This window comes from Halobacillus sp. HZG1 (assembly GCF_035818575.1).
In the GTDB taxonomy this organism is placed as follows: Bacteria; Bacillota; Bacilli; order Bacillales; family Halobacillaceae; genus Halobacillus; species Halobacillus litoralis.
The window spans coordinates 1-16,690 of the sequence record NZ_JAYLVQ010000074.1; the positions used below are offsets into that span (position 1 = coordinate 1).

Below are 16,690 nucleotides of genomic sequence, written 5' to 3' on the forward strand. Positions count from 1 at the left end.
ACTACTTAAAAAATCAGCTCGTATGGTTATGAGAAGTGAATGATATAAACGCTACCCCATTGACGTTTAGCAAACGCAATTGCTTGATACAACGCACTATATACCCGCCTAGGGGAAAAGAATTGGAACCTTACTTATGAATACAAGTGTTCGAATTATCCACTTCCTTCAACCATTCAAGCTGACCCTTTTAGAAGTGGTTTTGAGACACTTATAAGGTCAAGGGGCGAACCGTTTCCCGGAGCCTCTAGAGTCACACAAACATCTCGAAACTGAGTCTTCAACTAAAGGGAGCGTTAGTGGGGGGATATTGGGCACAAAAAAAGCTGCCAGATGAGCTGGCAGCTTTCTTCTTTATACTTGTAAAAATTGTTCGACAGCGTCTGGCTTGAGGATGTTTCCGATATAGAAAGATCCAAAATCACCATAACGTGAAGTTACTTCATCAAAGCGCATTTCGTATACGAGCTTTTTGAATTGAAGCATATCATGAGCAAATAATGTAACGCCCCATTCCCAGTCATCAAAACCGATGGAACCGGTAATGATCTGACGGATTTTCCCAGCGTATTGGCGGCCTGTCATTCCGTGGGCGTACATGAGTTTGGCACGTTCATCTTTTTCGAGGACATACCAGTTGTCATTTCCCTGACGGCGCTTGTCCATAGGGTAGAAACAAATGTGATTCCACTTCGGAAGGGTAGGGCGCAGACGCGCTTGAATTTCAGGATCATCCTCGTTCGCATTTCCCATGTAATTGGAAAGCTCTACGACAGAGACGTACGAATAGGAAGGCTTTGTGAATTCTGCCAGTTTAGATTTATTGAAGGCCGTTTCGATTTCATTCAGCTCTTCCATTGTCGGACGTAGAATCATCATCATGAAATCTGCTTTTTGACCGACAATTGTATATAAAGCATGACTACCTTCTTTGCTGCGTTCTGTTTCTTCCCATAGACCGATCAATTCTTTGAATTCATTGATCGCTTCTTCACGGTCTTCGGTTGATGCATACTTCCATGCTGTCCAGTCGACAGAACGAAAATCATGCAGACAATACCAGCCGTCCATGGTAACTACTGCTTCTGGCATGGGATCGATCGCTCCTTTTACATTGAAGTATTGTACTAATAAAACATCCTCCATAAATATAACACATTTACATTTGGATAGATAACGATGCGGGTATGACAAAAGAGTGAACAGCTTAAGAAGTATCATCTATAGAGAAATAGGGTAAAGTTATAAAATGAAATCGCTTCACACGGAAAACTTGGTTCGAACCACTTTCATTTAAACACAAAAGGTCTTATCATGTATAACAGAATGAAAAATTGGAGGGTTAATCATGAGTAACCTATTTGATACGTTGAAATCTAAAATTGATGGAAAAGGCAAGAAAGTCGTATTTCCAGAAGCCTTAGATGAAAGAATCCTGACAGCAGTAAGTCAATTGGGTGCTGACGGTATGTTGACACCTGTATTAGTCGGTAATAAAGAAAAAGTAGAACAGAAAGCTTCCGAATTAAGTTTGGATATTTCTGCAGCGGAAATTCTCGACCCTGCAAACTACGATGAGTTTGATGAAATGGTCGCAAGCTTTGTTGAGCGCCGTAAAGGAAAAGCAACAGAAGAAAAAGCACGTGAAATTCTTCAAGGTGGAAATTACTTCGGTACTATGCTTGTCTACATGGGCAAAGCGGACGGGCTGGTCAGTGGTGCCGCTCACTCAACAGCAGATACTGTTCGTCCAGCTCTTCAAATCATTAAAACGAAGCCTGGTATTAAGAAAACGTCCGGTGTATTCATCATGGTTCGTGACGAAGAGAAATATGTTTTTGCTGACTGTGCCATCAACATTAACCCTGACAGCCAGGACTTAGCAGAAATCGCATTGGCAAGTGCAGAAACGGCTCAGCTATTTGATATTCATCCAAAAGTCGCCATGTTGAGTTTCTCAACAAAAGGGTCTGCTCAGTCCCCTGAAACAGAGAAAGTGACACAAGCACTTGAAATAGCCAAAGAGCAAAACAAAGATTTATTAATAGACGGCGAGTTCCAATTTGACGCGGCGTTCGTTCCATCAGTAGCCGAGAAAAAAGCGCCGGATTCTCCACTAATGGGTGAAGCGAACACGTTTGTTTTCCCTAGCCTTGAAGCAGGAAACATCGGTTATAAAATTGCTCAGCGTCTGGGTAACTTTGATGCCGTTGGGCCGGTTCTGCAAGGATTGAACCAGCCGGTGAATGATCTATCCCGCGGCTGTAATTCTGACGATGTGTACAAGCTCGCCATCATTACTGCTGCCCAAGCTCTATAAAAGTTGAAAAAGCTCGCTGGACAATACCCGCAAGCTTTTCTGTTCCATTTAAAAGAAAAAAGCGCTCGACATCCTTATTCCAGGTTGTCGAGCGCTTTTTCGTTTCGTTTGATCATTTGCTCAAACCGCTTATGAAACCAGTCGATTTCGTCTCCTTCTAAAGCGTGGGTGACAAGGTGACCGGAGAGTTCATGTAATTTTATCAGGATACGGTCACGTACATCGGCAACGCTGAGGTTGGTCCCCATTAATTCATTTAAAGATGCCATGACGCCTGGATCGATATCAGGGTAGCTGAAGCGTGTTTCTTCCCCGCGCCTGCCGAGTTCATAGAACCGTTTCAAAAGAGCGGCGCGTTCTGCCCCGCTGCCACTTACGTCAAGATAAATTTGGACTGCGGAGCCGTTTTTGACACGGCGTTGGGAAATACCTGCGAACTTTTTACCATCAATACTCAAATCATAGGTTCCGGGACAATAGGATTGCGTGATTTCATAAGCTTCAATCCCGTCCGTCAAATCGGAAAAAAGTTGGCGTATAAACGAAACCATCGCTTCATAGCCGTCATGGATGTTTACCTGTTTAGAATCAGGGAAAATCAGGGAAAGGTTCAAAACGCCGTCATCCAACACAACGGCAAGCCCGCCGGAATTACGGACGATCACATCATATCCGTTCGATTTCAAATGTTGGATGGCTTCTTTTATATAAGGAAGGCGGGCATCGGGAATTCCGAGTACGATCGTATCGTGGTGGACCCAGAGCCTGGCTGTTGTCGGGCTCATACGTTCACCGACACTTATGGATAACGCATCGTCCATAGCAAAAGACTGTAGAGCAGAAAAACCTGGACCTAAATTGCTTTGGTCTATGAAGCGATACGTATCTGGTTTTAATAATGGATGTAGTTCATTCATAGCATTCGTTCTCCTTTTCGGGTAGCAACGTCCATTATACCAAAACTCGCCTCTTGCATGAATGGAGGATCGCTTGTAAAATTCTCTGTTGGATAAAAAATTCATAGGAAATGTTAGAGCGCTATAGACAGGTTTTAAATTGGGTACCTGTCAATTTCTGTCTGTCAAGATGTTTTTTTGTCGTAATTTAAGGTATATAATAGATAAAAATGTCGTGTAGAAAGGACAAAATGATGGCCTATCGTGATGAGAAGTTAAGTGAAGAAAAGGTTTTTAAAGACCCCGTACATCGTTATGTCCATGTTCGAGAACGGGTGATTTGGGATTTGATCGGAACGGCCGAATTTCAGAGGCTCCGTAGAATCAAACAGCTCGGCACCTCTTATTTGACGTTTCATGGAGCTGAACACAGCCGCTTCAACCACTCCTTAGGTGTTTATGAGATTGTAAGAAGGATCATCGAGAACTTCAAAGACCGTCCGAACTGGAATCAGGAGGAGCGACTGCTTTGTCTTTGTGCTGCACTTTTGCATGATCTTGGTCATGGACCTTTTTCGCATTCCTTTGAAAAAGTGTACAAGCTTGATCATGAAGATTTCACCCAGGCGATTTTGCTAGGTGATACTGAAGTGAACAAGGTCCTCAGTAAAGTTGAAAAAGGCTTTCCTAAGAAAGTAGCCGACGTCATCAACAAGACGTACGAAAACAAGCTCGTCGTCAGCTTGATTTCTAGTCAAATTGATGCAGATCGAATGGATTATCTGCAAAGGGATGCTTATTTTACAGGGGTCAGCTATGGACATTTTGATATGGAACGGATTCTTCGGGTTATGCGGCCGATGGAAGATCAGGTCGTGGTTAAAGAAAGCGGCATGCATGCCATCGAAGATTATATTATGAGTCGTTATCAAATGTACTGGCAGGTCTATTTTCATCCTGTAACGCGAAGTGCAGAAGTCATCTTAACTAAAATCCTTCACCGTGCCAAGGAATTGTACGAAGAAGGATACAGCTTCAAGTTGAAACCAGTGCATTTCTTGTCCTTCTTTTCCGGTGAGCCGTCACTTGAAGAATATTTGGCGCTGGATGAAGCGGTCGTCCTTTATTACTTCCAAACGTGGATGAAAGAGGAAGACGAGGTGTTGAGTGATTTATGCCACCGTTTCGTGAACCGTAAACTTTTTAAATACATCGAGTTCAATCCGAATTCCCAGATGAATGAATGGATGGAGCTATATAAACTGTTCACAAAAGCCGGTTTGAATCCTGATTATTATTTAGTCGTTGATTCAAGTTCAGACCTTCCTTATGACTTTTACCGCCCGGGTGAAGAAGGGGAGAGGCTGCCGATTCATCTGCTGCAGCCAAATGACGAGCTGAAGGAACTATCCAGGCTTTCTGATATTGTCGAATCAATTTCTGGTAAAAAAAGGACGGATCATAAATTGTACATCCCTCTGGATCGGCTGGAGGAAATGTCGAATCGAAGTAAAACGAAGAAGCGGATTATGGAAATTTTGTTTGGATAAGGAGTGAACCTCCATGTTGGAGAATCATGCGAAGTTGATGCAGTTTTTCTCAAGCACCCATGAAGTTGTAGGTCGAAAGAAGTTGCAAAAGATGATTTACATACTGAAAAAGTGTGAAATCCCTTTTGAAGAGCGTTACCAGTTCCATTTTTACGGCCCTTATTCGGAGGAATTGACACTGAGAGTCGAAGAAATGTGTAATCTTGGTTTTATTAGTGAAACGAGAGAAGAAAAGAAGAATTATTATCAATACCGTTATCAATTGACTGATAGCGGCAGAGATTTTCTGACCCACTATGAGATGGATCTACCGCCATTGAATCTGCATATCGAAGAAATGAACGGGCGCAGCTCGCGTTTTCTTGAGCTTGTTTCCACCATGCTTTTCTTTGAACATTTACCGAAAGATGAAATTACTGAAAAAGTATTTACGGTAAAAAGTGCTCAAAATTACACACAGGATGATATCGATGAAGGATGGAAATTTATTGAACATTTACGTTCCATTCATTAAGATAAAAAGTAGGTGTACGATGATGTACACCTTTTTTATTGCGTAGTGATGTCAGATAATTGAAAAAACATAATCCGAAAGTAGAGTGGAGGTCTACAGATATGAGGGTCCTTAAATTTTTTGCTTATTATCTGTTCGGGATAGTCGGTATTCTATTGATCAGCACTTCTCCCGCGTTGTTCAGGGGAGGAGCATTTTTAGATGTAGGAAATTACATAAAAGAGTTGAGTCAACTGCTTGGGTCTGTCGTGAACCCGGGAGATTGGAACTACTTATACAAAGGACGTCCTGTGCCGATTTTTGAACATCTGTGGGACCCTTACCAATACTCCATGACTGTTTTCTTTGGTGGCATTTTATTAGGTTTCGTTCTTGCATTCGCAGGCGCCTTCTTTACCGTATTTTTACCGAAGTGGCTGCGGTCGGTCGTTGACCGTACTCTTGGAGTGCTCGAGAGCGTACCTGATTTATTGCTGGCTTTCTCTATCCAGTTGTTCATTGTTTGGTTCTATAAACAAACGGAAATTCTGCTTATTTCCTTTGCTTCCCTTGGGCAGGGTGATCAAGTCTATCTGCTTCCAATGTTGGCAATCGCTGTCCTGCCTATGGTGACGATGTACAAAATCCTACTCGCTTTGATTGAAGAAGAATGGACGAAGTCGTATGTACAGATGGCCAGGGGGAAAGGGTTGGAGAAAATCGGAATATTGTGTGTACATATCTTTCGGAACATTGGAAAAAGCACGTTTTACCATTCCAAAATCATTGTTTGGGGCGCGTTGTCGAGTCTGTTGATCATTGAATATATTTTCAATATGAATGGGATTACAACAGCCTTTCTTAATGATTTTCGACCGATTGTGTCAAGCTTTATTCTTCTCATGCTGTTCACCCCTTTTTATGTCATCTATCAAGGAACAGAACTGTTCCTGTTTAAGGATGAGAAGAAGTCGGAAGAAGTCGCTACCCGCATGAACAGCTTTATAGGATCTGTCTCCTTAAAAGGGGGCGGTGGATGGCTTGCTCATGCAATATCAGAAATCGGTGCTCATTTTAAGAACATAAAGTTTCTCTTAGGTTTTACGGTTATTGCAGGAGCCCTTATCGTAAGTATCATTTATACGATGACCGCAGAGCCGCTGATCGACCAGTTTCGACTGATCTATAATGATGAAGGGAAATTAGTCAGTTCGATGCCTCACACCCCTGAGTATGTGTTTCTGGGGACCGATGCTCTCGGTTTTAGCGTAATCGACCAAATCCTTGTCGGTGCGAAATACACGATCATTTTCGGTCTTGTTATTGCTTTCCTGCGAATGGCTCTCGGGTTCCTTTTAGCTATTCCCTATGCTTTCTTTCTTCCGAAAAAGGTGCAGCTTGTGTTTGAAAAACTGGTGGACAGCATGCACTTTCTACCGATGACGATCATTGCGTTTTTACTATTGAAGCCGGTGTTATGGATGCCTCCTGGCGGGTTTACGACGACGGAAACAGAGAGAATCCTTTATCAGGGGATCATTTTGACACTTTTAGCTGTTCCGCTTGTCATAACATTGTTCGGCAACGAGATGAAGCTGATTATAAAAGAAGAATTCGTAACGAGTACAAAAGTGCTTGGTGGCAGCTCTGTTCATTTGTTGTGGAAGCACTTAATGCCGCACTTAAGTGCACGTATGGGGATTATTTTTGGTCAGCAGTTTATCCAAACGCTGCTTATTTTCATCCACCTGGGCGTGTTTGATCTATATTTTGGAGGGACAAAAGTAAGCTATGATTTTGTGGCAGACCCACCAACAAGTACCACCTATGAATGGTCCGGGATGATTGGGGCCGCCAAAGATTCGTTGATGACAGGGCGTTGGTGGCTCATAATCCCTACACTTTTCTGTTTCATGGCGATGATTGTCGCGATGCAGCTAATTGTACAGGGAATTAAGGAAGTTCAACAGCGGCGTGTCGGTGTACCGGTAGAGCAGAATACATGGCTTAAGAAAATTTTCCGTAGAAAAGAAACGATCGGAGGAAAGCCTGCATCCCTTAAGGAAGCGGATTTTGAGTTTGTACCAGAACAGAAGAGAGTTGATGAATCGCGGGATGACCATGGGTATAGGAGAAAGTCGATATGAATCATATTCCTGTCTTTAAAATGGAAAAGATAAAGTTACGAGAACTGAAAACTTCCGACGCTCCTTCTTTGTTCCAGTTCATGAGCCGGCAGGATACGATGAAGTACATCACTCCCTGCCCTGTGTTGTCTTTGGAGGAGATGGAAGCTTATATAGAAGAAAGACTGGATGGGTTTCATAAGCAAGAAGAAATTCCATGGGTGATTGAGGATGAAAGAGGGAAATGTGTGGGCCTGTTCCGTTTTCATAAACTGAATCATTGGCATAGGAAAGCAGAAATGGGGGCCGTCATTCACCCGGATTATCAAAAGAAAGGAGTTATGACACAAGTCCTTCTTACACTTCTCCCTTATGGACTTGATTCGCTGAACCTCAATCGGATTGTCGGAGACATCTTTGCTGGAAATGAGGGATCACGAAGGCTCTTGAATAAATTTGGGTTCCGGGAAGAGGGAGTATTAAGGGAAACAGATTTTGATGGGGAGAGCTTCCAGGATACCGTGGTGTTTTCCATGTTGAAAAGGGAATATGAGAAGATTAAACAAACGTTTGATCAATCATGAAGCGTCTGTTCTAACAAGAACTGTTTTGTATGTTAAAATGGGACAAAATAAGAGGACGATTGAAGAGGAGGATCGCTTTATGAGAGAATTCGATCAATTTAAAAACAAAGGCGAAAGCAGCGATAAAAAGAAGAACCAATTCACAATCATTAAAGATGATTCCACGGATGGACACGGGGGTTATGGTGTCGGTTCCATCAGTTTAGAGAATATGACCCCGGTTATTGTGGACCCTAATGAAGACGAAGCCTATGTCGATATGGGGGCTCTTCACGCGCGTAGTAAAGTGGAAAAACGCATCAAATTCATTACCGATCGTGAAGTCGTTAAAAACGGACTGAAATATTGGATCGCTTGGGTAACGGTCGGTCACCATGAAGGAAAACCGTGTTATTATGGCGTAGCTGCCAGTGAGATTGTCGTGGACAGGTCCATCAAGCGCGGATATAAATCGATGCCTGAACATGTGAACCACATGGATAAGTCCTTGAAGGGGCGCTTTGCGGTCGATCACCTTGATGAGAAGTCGAAGAAGCTGCTCGGTGGATATTTACGTGACTTTAAACCAGAGTTATGGGAGAACACGGCTCAGGAATTGAAAGACTCTCTAGATGTACAATAATTGATGTTTGCAAGTTTATAGCGTCGTTACAGAGAGAGGGGAATCTGCAGGGTTTCCCTCTTTCTCATTTGATTTTTTGTAGAAGAAAGGAGGGGATCATATGAAAAGGATTTTAGAAGATGATGTGGTGTTTCATTTTGTGATTGCCCTTGTGGGATTGGTGTCAGGAATTCTGCATTTCCTGTTTAAATGGTCTTTTTATGCAGATCATGAGTATTTAACATCAGGTCTATGGTTTGTTTCAGGTGCTTTCGTGATCTATGTGAGTTGTATATTCGTATTCGGAAATCAAAAAAAGGCGAATGCAGGAAACAAAGAAAAGGAGTAGGTGAAGCGTCCCCCCCCCTGCTCACCTGGATAAGAGAGACGCATGTGGATATGGGACGGTTTAACTAAGTATGAAAATTCCAGTTTACGATTTCCTCTTTTATGATAGAATAAGAACAAATGTTCGTGGTGGAGGGAACCAATGATGGATAACCGGAATCGTGATCGCGGGACGATCAAATGGACATCGCTCATGTTACCGGAGCATGTAGAGATGGTGAAAAAACTTTGGAAAGAAGATCAGCGGGTAGAAAAGGGAATCATGGATGAACAGAAAGCTGTCGAAATTGACTTTCTTTTGCAGAGGGCGCTAACAGACAATCTTACTGTCCAGGTTAGGGTTCACAATGGTTTCGAATATGAAGACATAAGGATGAAGGTGACCCATGTGAATCGAAGCAATCACACGGTAGCAGGGGTTGATGGACAGACGAAGGAGAAGGTCCGCATCCCTTTGGATGACATCGCTGACCTTGCCATTTTATAAGGTGTTCACTTTTTGTTCACAAAATGTTCATGAAAAAAGTGTAAGAATTCAGACGCCCAATCTTGACGAATCAGCGATAAGGGTAATATATTAAGTAACACATGGGTTATACATGTTTACTAGGACAGAGAACGCGACCGGTTCCCCCGGTCGTTTTCTCTGTCTTTTTTTATTTTGAAAATGAGGCCATAGTTTGGTAAAGAAAAAGCGAAAGGTCATCCGTTGTGAGGATGACCTTTCGCGCCAAAGGAGGCATGAATCGCGCCAAAGGAGGCATGAATCGCGCCAAAGGAGGCGGGAAACGCGCCAAAGCAAGCAGAAATCACGCCCAAGCGATCAAAAACGCATTAGAAGAACCAGTCCACTACATCTTTGAACCATGGATCATCTTTGAATTCATCATCAACATCTTTGCTTTCGTCGCCGCCGCACACATCCTTAGGAATATCGGATTCCTCCATGTACACTAATCGTTCCTGTGGGCAGTTGGGACCTGCGACATAGCCGGTTTCCGGGTCGATGTAGACCCCTTTCACACCTGGAGGTGGTATGAAGGCTGCGGTAGGCTCATTCTCATGTATTTTCTCCATCGTATCGGCCCATATGGCTTTGGCATACCGGTGGTCGTTGAAATCTGCGAGTGGCTTACTGCCTTCATCATATCCGACCCATACCCCGGAGACATATTGAGGGCTGAATCCGATCATCCAGCTGTCGTTGTCAGTGGTTCCGGATTTCCCTCCATACATGCGTGTAAGCTTCCCTTTAATCGGAGTACCTGTGACAGAGGCATAATCGGCATCTAAGACCGGATCGAACATCCCTGTCATCATGTGGGTAACGGTGAACGCTCGTACTCGATCGACAGCATCGTCTTCATTGTATGCCGGTTGGTATTCATACAAGACATTCCCATGCCGATCTGTGATTTTAGCGATTGTATGGCCTTCAATGGACTCCGTTCCTTTCACCATTTTTCCATAGGCACTCACCATATCGAAAAGGGATATGGAGGAGTACCCGAGAGCCAGGGAAGGATGAGGTTTGAAGGTTTCTTCAACGCCGAACGTCTTCATCGTTTTTCCTAGTTTTTCTGGTCCGATATCCATGTGGGTCTGCACCGCATAAATATTATCGGAAACAGCAAGCGCTTGAGCCATGGTAATCGGTTCTTCTGAATATTGGTCGTTGAAATTGGATGGTATATATGGTTCTGCTTTTCCTTTTACTTCAATTTCAATAGGCTGTGTCTCTTTCATCGTGACAGGCGAGTATCCTTCCGCGAGCGCTGCATAATACAGAAAAGGTTTGATGGTTGAACCGACGGAGCGTTTCGCTTGTGTAGCTCTGTTGAACGGGCTTTCCCGATAATCTTTACCACCGACAAGAGCCGTAATTGCGCCAGAATGGCCATCCATTACAGCGGATGCGACTTGGATCTCTTCACTCGCTGGAATATTCCTCTTTACCTGCTCTTCTAAAATCCGTTGATGCTCTTCAATCAAAGTAGTGTGAATATGGTAGCCGCCTGTCTGGATACTTTCTCTGTCTACATCAAGCAGTTGAGCAGCTTCTGTAACAACTTGGTCCTGGAAATAAGGAGCAACCTCCTGGGTTTCTTCTTCCTCATCGTCTGCATAAGAGATGCTTGCTTCTACGGCTGCTCTCTTTTCGGAGGAAGTAATATAGCCGTTCTCTTCCATTTCAGCTAAAATCTGCTGTTGTCTTGCTTCTGCTCGTTCAGCATTGGCGAGAGGCGAGTAATAGGTTGGTCCTTTTGGGATTCCGGCTAACATGGAGGCTTCTGTCAAAGTAAGGTCCCCTGCATGTTTATTGAAATACTGCCGGCTTGCCGCTTCAATCCCGTAGGCCCCGTGGCCATAGTAAATTGTGTTCAAGTAACCTTCTAATATTTCATCTTTGTTATAAAAAATCTCCAACCGTAAGGCATAGAGTGCTTCGTTGAGTTTCCTCTTCCATGTTTTATCATGGGAAAGGTATAAGTTTCTTGCATACTGTTGGGTGATGGTGCTGGCGCCTTCAGCCATTCGCATCTGCTTAAGGTCTGTAAGCACAGCTGCCCCGATACGTTTCAAGTCAAAACCGAAGTGGTTGTAGAAACGCCTGTCTTCAATGGCGAGTGTCGCGTCTTTAATAGATTCGGGCATTTCCTCTATATTAATCCAGTAGCGTTCTTCCGCCCCTTGTTCTTCGCCTATGATTTCTCCGTCCGTGCCATAAAAGACGGTATTCTGTTCAGTCATCAACGATGGAGGTCCTTGAGTGATGGCGAAGATCAGCACGCCGATTAATCCGACAATCCCTACGATTGTGCCAAAGACGGCGAGCTTCATCCCGCGGATCGTCCATCTATAAGTGGTTCTGAAAAATGATCGCATTCTTTTATACTCCTAACTGTTACGAATGTATAAAGACTGCTATTATTATGTGAGAATACGTAGTAAAATAAACTTCTTGAGTAAAACAAACGCATATGTGCGGAAAGATATTTCATAGATGAAAAAGGAGAAATGCAACATGGGTACATGGTTTACTGAGAAACAGACCGATCATTTCGGGATTACGGCGAAGGTCAATCGCTCCCTGCATAGTGAGAAAACAGACTTTCAAGATTTAGAGATGCTGGAAACAGCGGAGTGGGGGAATATGCTCGTTCTTGATGACATGGTCATGACAACAGAGAAGGATGAATTCGTCTATCACGAAATGGTAGCCCATGTTCCATTGTTTACCCACCCGGATCCGAAAAACGTTCTTGTTGTCGGCGGCGGTGACGGTGGGGTCATTCGTGAAGTTTTGAAACATGACAGTGTTGAGAAAGCAACACTAGTAGAGATCGACGGAAAAGTCATCGAGTATTCGAAGAAGTACCTGCCTTCCATTGCAGGGGCGCTGGAAGATGAACGAGTGGAAGTGAAGGTGGACGACGGTTTCATGCACATCGCTCAGAGTGAAAATGAGTATGATGTCATCATGGTGGATTCCACCGAACCCGTAGGGCCGGCTGTGAATCTGTTTTCAAAAGGATTCTATGAGGGCATTGCTAAAGCTCTGAAAGAAGATGGCATCTTCGTAGCCCAGACGGATAACCCATGGTTTAAGGCAGATCTCATCCGTCAAGTGTATAGCGACGTAAAAGAAACATTCCCTATTTCAAAGGTATATACAGCGAACATCCCGACTTATCCAAGTGGGCTGTGGACCTTCACGATGGGAAGTAAAGTTCATGATCCCCTGCAAGTCGCGGAGGACCGCTTTACGGATATCGATACGAAATATTACACAGACGACATCCACCGGGCATGCTTTGCCTTGCCGAAGTTCGTCAAAGATCTCACGAAGGAGTGACCCGTATGCGTTTTGATGAATCCTACTCTGGAAAAGTATTTATCATGAGCCGGGCGACGGAGGAGGAAGCGGATGCTGTCATTTACGGCATGCCGATGGACTGGACAGTGAGCTTCCGCCCGGGATCGCGCTTCGGGCCGAACCGCATTCGTGAAGCTTCCATCGGACTTGAAGAGTACAGCCCATACTTGGACCGTCACCTGGAAGAAGTGAACTATCATGATGCCGGCGACTTGATGCTGCCTTTTGGAAATGCAGCTCGGAGTCTGGATATTATTGAAGGGTATTTGGATGAATTGCTGGAAAAAGGTAAATTCCCCCTCGGTCTTGGAGGGGAGCACCTCGTCACATGGCCGGTCATTCAGGCCATGTACAAAAAACATCCTGACCTCGCCATTATTCATATCGATGCCCACGCAGATCTGCGTGAGGAATATGAAGGAGAGGTGTTGTCTCACTCGACACCGATTCGTAAGTCGTGTGAACTGCTGGGAGCAGAAAATGTCTTTTCATTCGGCATCCGCTCGGGCATGCGTGAAGAATTTCAATATGCCAAAGAATCCGGAATGCATATGTCGAGGTTTGAAGTGTTGGAACCTTTGAAAAGAGTGCTGCCTGAGCTTGCCGGCCGTCCGGTCTATGTCACGATTGATATCGATGTGCTTGATCCTGCCTTTGCACCTGGAACAGGCACAGCAGAAGCTGGCGGCATCTCCTCGAAAGAACTGCTTGCAAGCATCCACGCCATAGCCGGCAGTGAGTTGAACATCGTAGGAGCGGACCTTGTTGAAGTTGCTCCTGCTTATGACCCGACAGAGAAGACGCAGATTGCTGCGAGCAAGTTTATCCGCGAAATGCTTTTAGGGTTCGTCAAATAAATGATAGAATAGAGCAAGCCACTGTGAGAGGTCTTCATAGTGGCTTTTCTATATGGATCAAGCGATATAAAAAAAGACAAGATACAAAGGAGCTTTTGTTTTGAATAAAAAAACCATGGGAGTAGCGGGGATTTATGTGTTGATTATGCTTCCTCTGCTGCTTCTCACTTACGGAGCCAATTGGAATCCTTCCAACATCTCGTATGAGCTGAATGGAGATACACTCGTCATACTTGAAGGGATAGGGAAAGAAGAGGTGGCTGAAGTGAATGTGGAAGAGCGCATGAATGACCTTCTGCAATTCACTCTGGCTGTCTCTATGGAAAACAAACAGTGGAGGACAGACGTATGGGCGATCGGTCTTCTCCTGCCGTTTTTACTTTTCGCGATTGTTCCGGACCGTCGTCCGTTCAAAAAAAATCTATCATTCAAGTGGTACTTGACGATTGTTTTGGCTATCCTAGTTCTATACGCGGCTTATTCCATTCCGAATCACGCCGTTCAAGTGAAGGAAGTCCAGGAGTACGTCAACCTTCTTCTACAATGATGCTTGCGTTTTTCTGTTTGAATTCTTATAATATATTAGTTATATCTTGTACGTAAAATTGGCGATAGAAAAGGTGGGGGAAAGATGCCGAGTCACGCAAAAGATGTCCAGGTGCAGCTTGTAACGGAAATACAGGATGGGGATCGTAAAGAGACGATGAAGATCCAGGAACCGGGACAGTTTTTTAAACGAGGCGATACGCAAGTGCTCACCTTTATCGAGCACCCGGAAGATGGTGAACCGGTCAGTACGATGGTGACAATCAAACCGGAACATGTCAGCATCAAGCGAAGCGGAGGCGTTGAAATGCGCCAGGTTTTCCAGACATCCACGGAAACGGAAAATTTGTATCATCATACGTATGGTGATTTTCATATGAAGACAAAAACAGATAAAGTGGAATTCCGTTCTTTGGAAGAATCCACACAAGGCCGACTGTATGTGAGTTATACCATGACTTTAAACCATGAAGTGACTCAAGCCCACCGCTTGACGTTGACGTTTGAGGAGGAGAGCGATTCATGAATATCGTTGAACAAATGGAACAGAAACTGAAGGATGAAATCGTACGCTCAGTTCTTGCTGCCGAACTGGCATCAGAAGAAGAGATGCCTGAAGTGATCCTTGAGCAGCCAAAAGACAAGGCGCACGGAGATTATGCCACAAACATGGCGATGCAGTTGGCGCGTGTAGCCAAGAAGAATCCACGGGCCATTGCAACAGACCTCGTGGAGCAGTTCGATAAGTCCAAAGCATCCATCGAGAAAATTGAAATTGCCGGACCAGGATTCATAAACTTTTACATGAACAATCAGTATTTGACCGAATTGGTACCTACGATTCTGAACACTGGAGAAAAATATGGCCGCAGCAATAGTGGGGAAGACCACAAAATCCAGGTGGAGTTCGTATCTGCCAATCCAACAGGGACTCTTCACCTAGGTCATGCACGAGGCGCCGCTGTCGGGGATTCCCTATGCAACGTCTTGGATGCGGCAGGGTACGATGTTTCCCGTGAATATTACATTAATGATGCCGGTAACCAAATGGCGAACCTTGCGAAATCTTTGGAAGCCCGCTATATGCAGAATCTCGGAAAAGAGTGGAGCATGCCGGAAGATGGCTACCATGGTCAGGATATTATCGGTTTAGCTGAAAAGCTCGTCAGTGAAGATGGCGAGAAATGGGTCGATGTTGCGGAAGAAGAGCGCCTTCAGTTCTTCCGTGAGTATGGATTGAAGTTCCTTTTGGATAAAATCAAAACAGACCTGGAAGAATTCCGCGTTCCATTTGATGAATGGTTCTCTGAAACTTCTCTTTATAACGACGACCAGATTACAGACGCTCTTGCCGTATTGAAAGATCAGGGCTATGTATTCGAAAAAGATGATGCGACATGGTTTGAAACGACGAAGTTCGGAGACGACAAGGATCGCGTCCTCATAAAAAATGACGGTACGTACACGTACTTGACGCCGGATATCGCTTACCATAAAAATAAATTGGACCGTGGATTTGATACGCTGATCAACATCTGGGGAGCCGATCACCATGGTTATATTCCACGTATGAAAGCGGCCATCCAGGCACTTGGTTATGAGAAAGATACACTGGAAGTAGAAATCATCCAAATGGTGAACCTGTTCCAGGACGGCGAAAAGGTGAAGATGAGTAAACGTACAGGTAAAGCGGTCACTCTTCGTGAACTGATGGAAGAGGTCGGAATCGACGCCATGCGTTATTTCTTCTCCATGCGTTCCAGTGATTCCCACCTGGACTTTGACATGGACCTTGCCCGTTCAGAGTCGAACGAAAACCCTGTGTATTACGTGCAGTACGCGCATGCCCGCATTTGTACGATGCTTAAGCAGGCAGAAGAAAAGGGTCTGGTAAAAGATTCTTATGACGGAAGCCATCTCACAGCTGAGAAAGAAGAGGACCTCCTCAAGCGTCTTGGAGAATTCCCGCAAGTGGTAGCAGATGCTGCAGAAAAACGCACGCCACACCGTGTGACACAATATGCGTTCGATCTCGCATCCAACCTGCACAGCTTTTACAATGCTGTCAAAGTGCTTGACGATGAAAATCCAGAGCGGACAGCAGCGAGAATCGCCTTAATGAAAGCGGTCCGTATCACGCTGAATAATGCACTTCGATTAATCGGAGTTTCTGCACCAAACCAAATGTAATTCCATATACTAGGAAAAGGGTGTCTTTGCTAATAGAGCAGGGGCGCTCTTTTTTTATATTTAGATATAGAGGTAGTATATTATTGAAGTATATGGCAGGTTTCTTGAAGACTCAGTTTCGAGACTTTTGTGTGGTTCTAGGAGCTCCGGGAAACGATTCGCTTTCCATGGGGCGGGCGGTGAGCCTCCTCAGGCTACGCCTTCCGGGGTCTCACCTGTCCCACACGTCCCATAGGAGTCTCACCGTTTCCCTCCGCCCCTTTCCCATGAAATAGATTCTCGAAACCAACACTAAAAGGGCA

Annotated in this window: 16 protein-coding genes; 13 read left to right on the forward strand and 3 right to left on the reverse strand. The window is 44.5% G+C overall.

Annotated features, from left to right (window positions below; all coding sequences use genetic code 11):
• Positions 1-354 precede the first annotated feature (354 nt).
• The gene (hemQ, locus tag VKA52_RS14725) at positions 355-1,092 is read right to left on the reverse strand and encodes a hydrogen peroxide-dependent heme synthase (protein ID WP_160911821.1); all 738 of its coding nucleotides are present in this window, start codon (positions 1,090-1,092) and stop codon (positions 355-357) included.
• 256 nt (positions 1,093-1,348) lie between these two features.
• On the opposite strand from hemQ, the gene pta reads away from it, so the two are divergent.
• On the forward strand, positions 1,349-2,320 hold the full coding sequence (gene pta, locus VKA52_RS14730; RefSeq protein WP_160910839.1) for a phosphate acetyltransferase: 972 nt from the start codon (positions 1,349-1,351) through the stop codon (positions 2,318-2,320).
• Positions 2,321-2,394: 74 nt separating this feature from the next.
• On the opposite strand, the gene VKA52_RS14735 is transcribed toward pta, so the two are convergent.
• Complete coding sequence (locus VKA52_RS14735) at positions 2,395-3,237, reverse strand: lipoate--protein ligase family protein (RefSeq protein WP_326316232.1); 843 nt, start codon at positions 3,235-3,237, stop codon at positions 2,395-2,397.
• Positions 3,238-3,470: 233 nt separating this feature from the next.
• On the opposite strand from VKA52_RS14735, the gene VKA52_RS14740 reads away from it, so the two are divergent.
• From VKA52_RS14740 to VKA52_RS14770, 7 genes are all read left to right on the forward strand, one after another.
• Positions 3,471-4,766, forward strand: a complete 1,296-nt coding sequence (locus tag VKA52_RS14740) for an HD domain-containing protein (protein WP_160911822.1) — start codon at positions 3,471-3,473, stop codon at positions 4,764-4,766.
• Positions 4,767-4,779: 13 nt separating this feature from the next.
• Positions 4,780-5,280 (forward strand): YwgA family protein, encoded by a 501-nt coding sequence (locus tag VKA52_RS14745; RefSeq protein ID WP_160910841.1) that lies wholly within the window; start codon positions 4,780-4,782, stop codon positions 5,278-5,280.
• A 101-nt stretch (positions 5,281-5,381) separates the two neighbouring features.
• Entirely contained in the window at positions 5,382-7,406 is a 2,025-nt protein-coding gene (locus VKA52_RS14750) for an ABC transporter permease subunit (RefSeq protein ID WP_160910842.1), read from the forward strand.
• A complete protein-coding gene (locus VKA52_RS14755) occupies positions 7,403-7,969 on the forward strand; it encodes a GNAT family N-acetyltransferase (RefSeq protein WP_326316233.1) in 567 nt (188 codons plus the stop codon). Before VKA52_RS14750 ends, VKA52_RS14755 begins: the two co-directional genes overlap by 4 nt.
• A gap of 79 nt (positions 7,970-8,048) precedes the next feature.
• Positions 8,049-8,591: a YwhD family protein gene (locus VKA52_RS14760; RefSeq protein ID WP_326316234.1), complete on the forward strand. Its 543-nt coding sequence runs from the start codon at positions 8,049-8,051 to the stop codon at positions 8,589-8,591.
• Between the two features lie 100 nt (positions 8,592-8,691).
• Entirely contained in the window at positions 8,692-8,919 is a 228-nt protein-coding gene (locus VKA52_RS14765; protein WP_160910845.1) for a hypothetical protein, read from the forward strand.
• A gap of 141 nt (positions 8,920-9,060) precedes the next feature.
• On the forward strand, positions 9,061-9,405 hold the full coding sequence (locus tag VKA52_RS14770; RefSeq protein ID WP_326316235.1) for a YolD-like family protein: 345 nt from the start codon (positions 9,061-9,063) through the stop codon (positions 9,403-9,405).
• 347 nt (positions 9,406-9,752) lie between these two features.
• On the opposite strand, the gene VKA52_RS14775 is transcribed toward VKA52_RS14770, so the two are convergent.
• Positions 9,753-11,804: a transglycosylase domain-containing protein gene (locus VKA52_RS14775; protein ID WP_326316236.1), complete on the reverse strand. Its 2,052-nt coding sequence runs from the start codon at positions 11,802-11,804 to the stop codon at positions 9,753-9,755.
• 139 nt (positions 11,805-11,943) lie between these two features.
• Between VKA52_RS14775 and speE the strand changes: the two genes are divergently transcribed.
• The 5 genes from speE to argS all read left to right on the forward strand — a co-directional run bounded on the left by speE (position 11,944) and on the right by argS (position 16,388).
• On the forward strand, positions 11,944-12,774 hold the full coding sequence (gene speE, locus VKA52_RS14780) for a spermidine synthase (protein ID WP_326316237.1): 831 nt from the start codon (positions 11,944-11,946) through the stop codon (positions 12,772-12,774).
• Between the two features lie 5 nt (positions 12,775-12,779).
• Complete coding sequence (speB, locus tag VKA52_RS14785) at positions 12,780-13,652, forward strand: agmatinase (RefSeq protein ID WP_326316238.1); 873 nt, start codon at positions 12,780-12,782, stop codon at positions 13,650-13,652.
• Between the two features lie 100 nt (positions 13,653-13,752).
• Positions 13,753-14,199, forward strand: a complete 447-nt coding sequence (locus VKA52_RS14790) for a hypothetical protein (RefSeq protein WP_326316239.1) — start codon at positions 13,753-13,755, stop codon at positions 14,197-14,199.
• 84 nt (positions 14,200-14,283) lie between these two features.
• Positions 14,284-14,724, forward strand: coding sequence for a DUF1934 domain-containing protein (locus VKA52_RS14795; RefSeq protein ID WP_160910855.1), 441 nt, complete (start codon positions 14,284-14,286; stop codon positions 14,722-14,724).
• Complete coding sequence (gene argS / locus VKA52_RS14800; protein ID WP_326316240.1) at positions 14,721-16,388, forward strand: arginine--tRNA ligase; 1,668 nt, start codon at positions 14,721-14,723, stop codon at positions 16,386-16,388. The genes VKA52_RS14795 and argS overlap by 4 nt, the downstream gene beginning before the upstream one ends.
• Positions 16,389-16,690 lie beyond the last annotated feature (302 nt).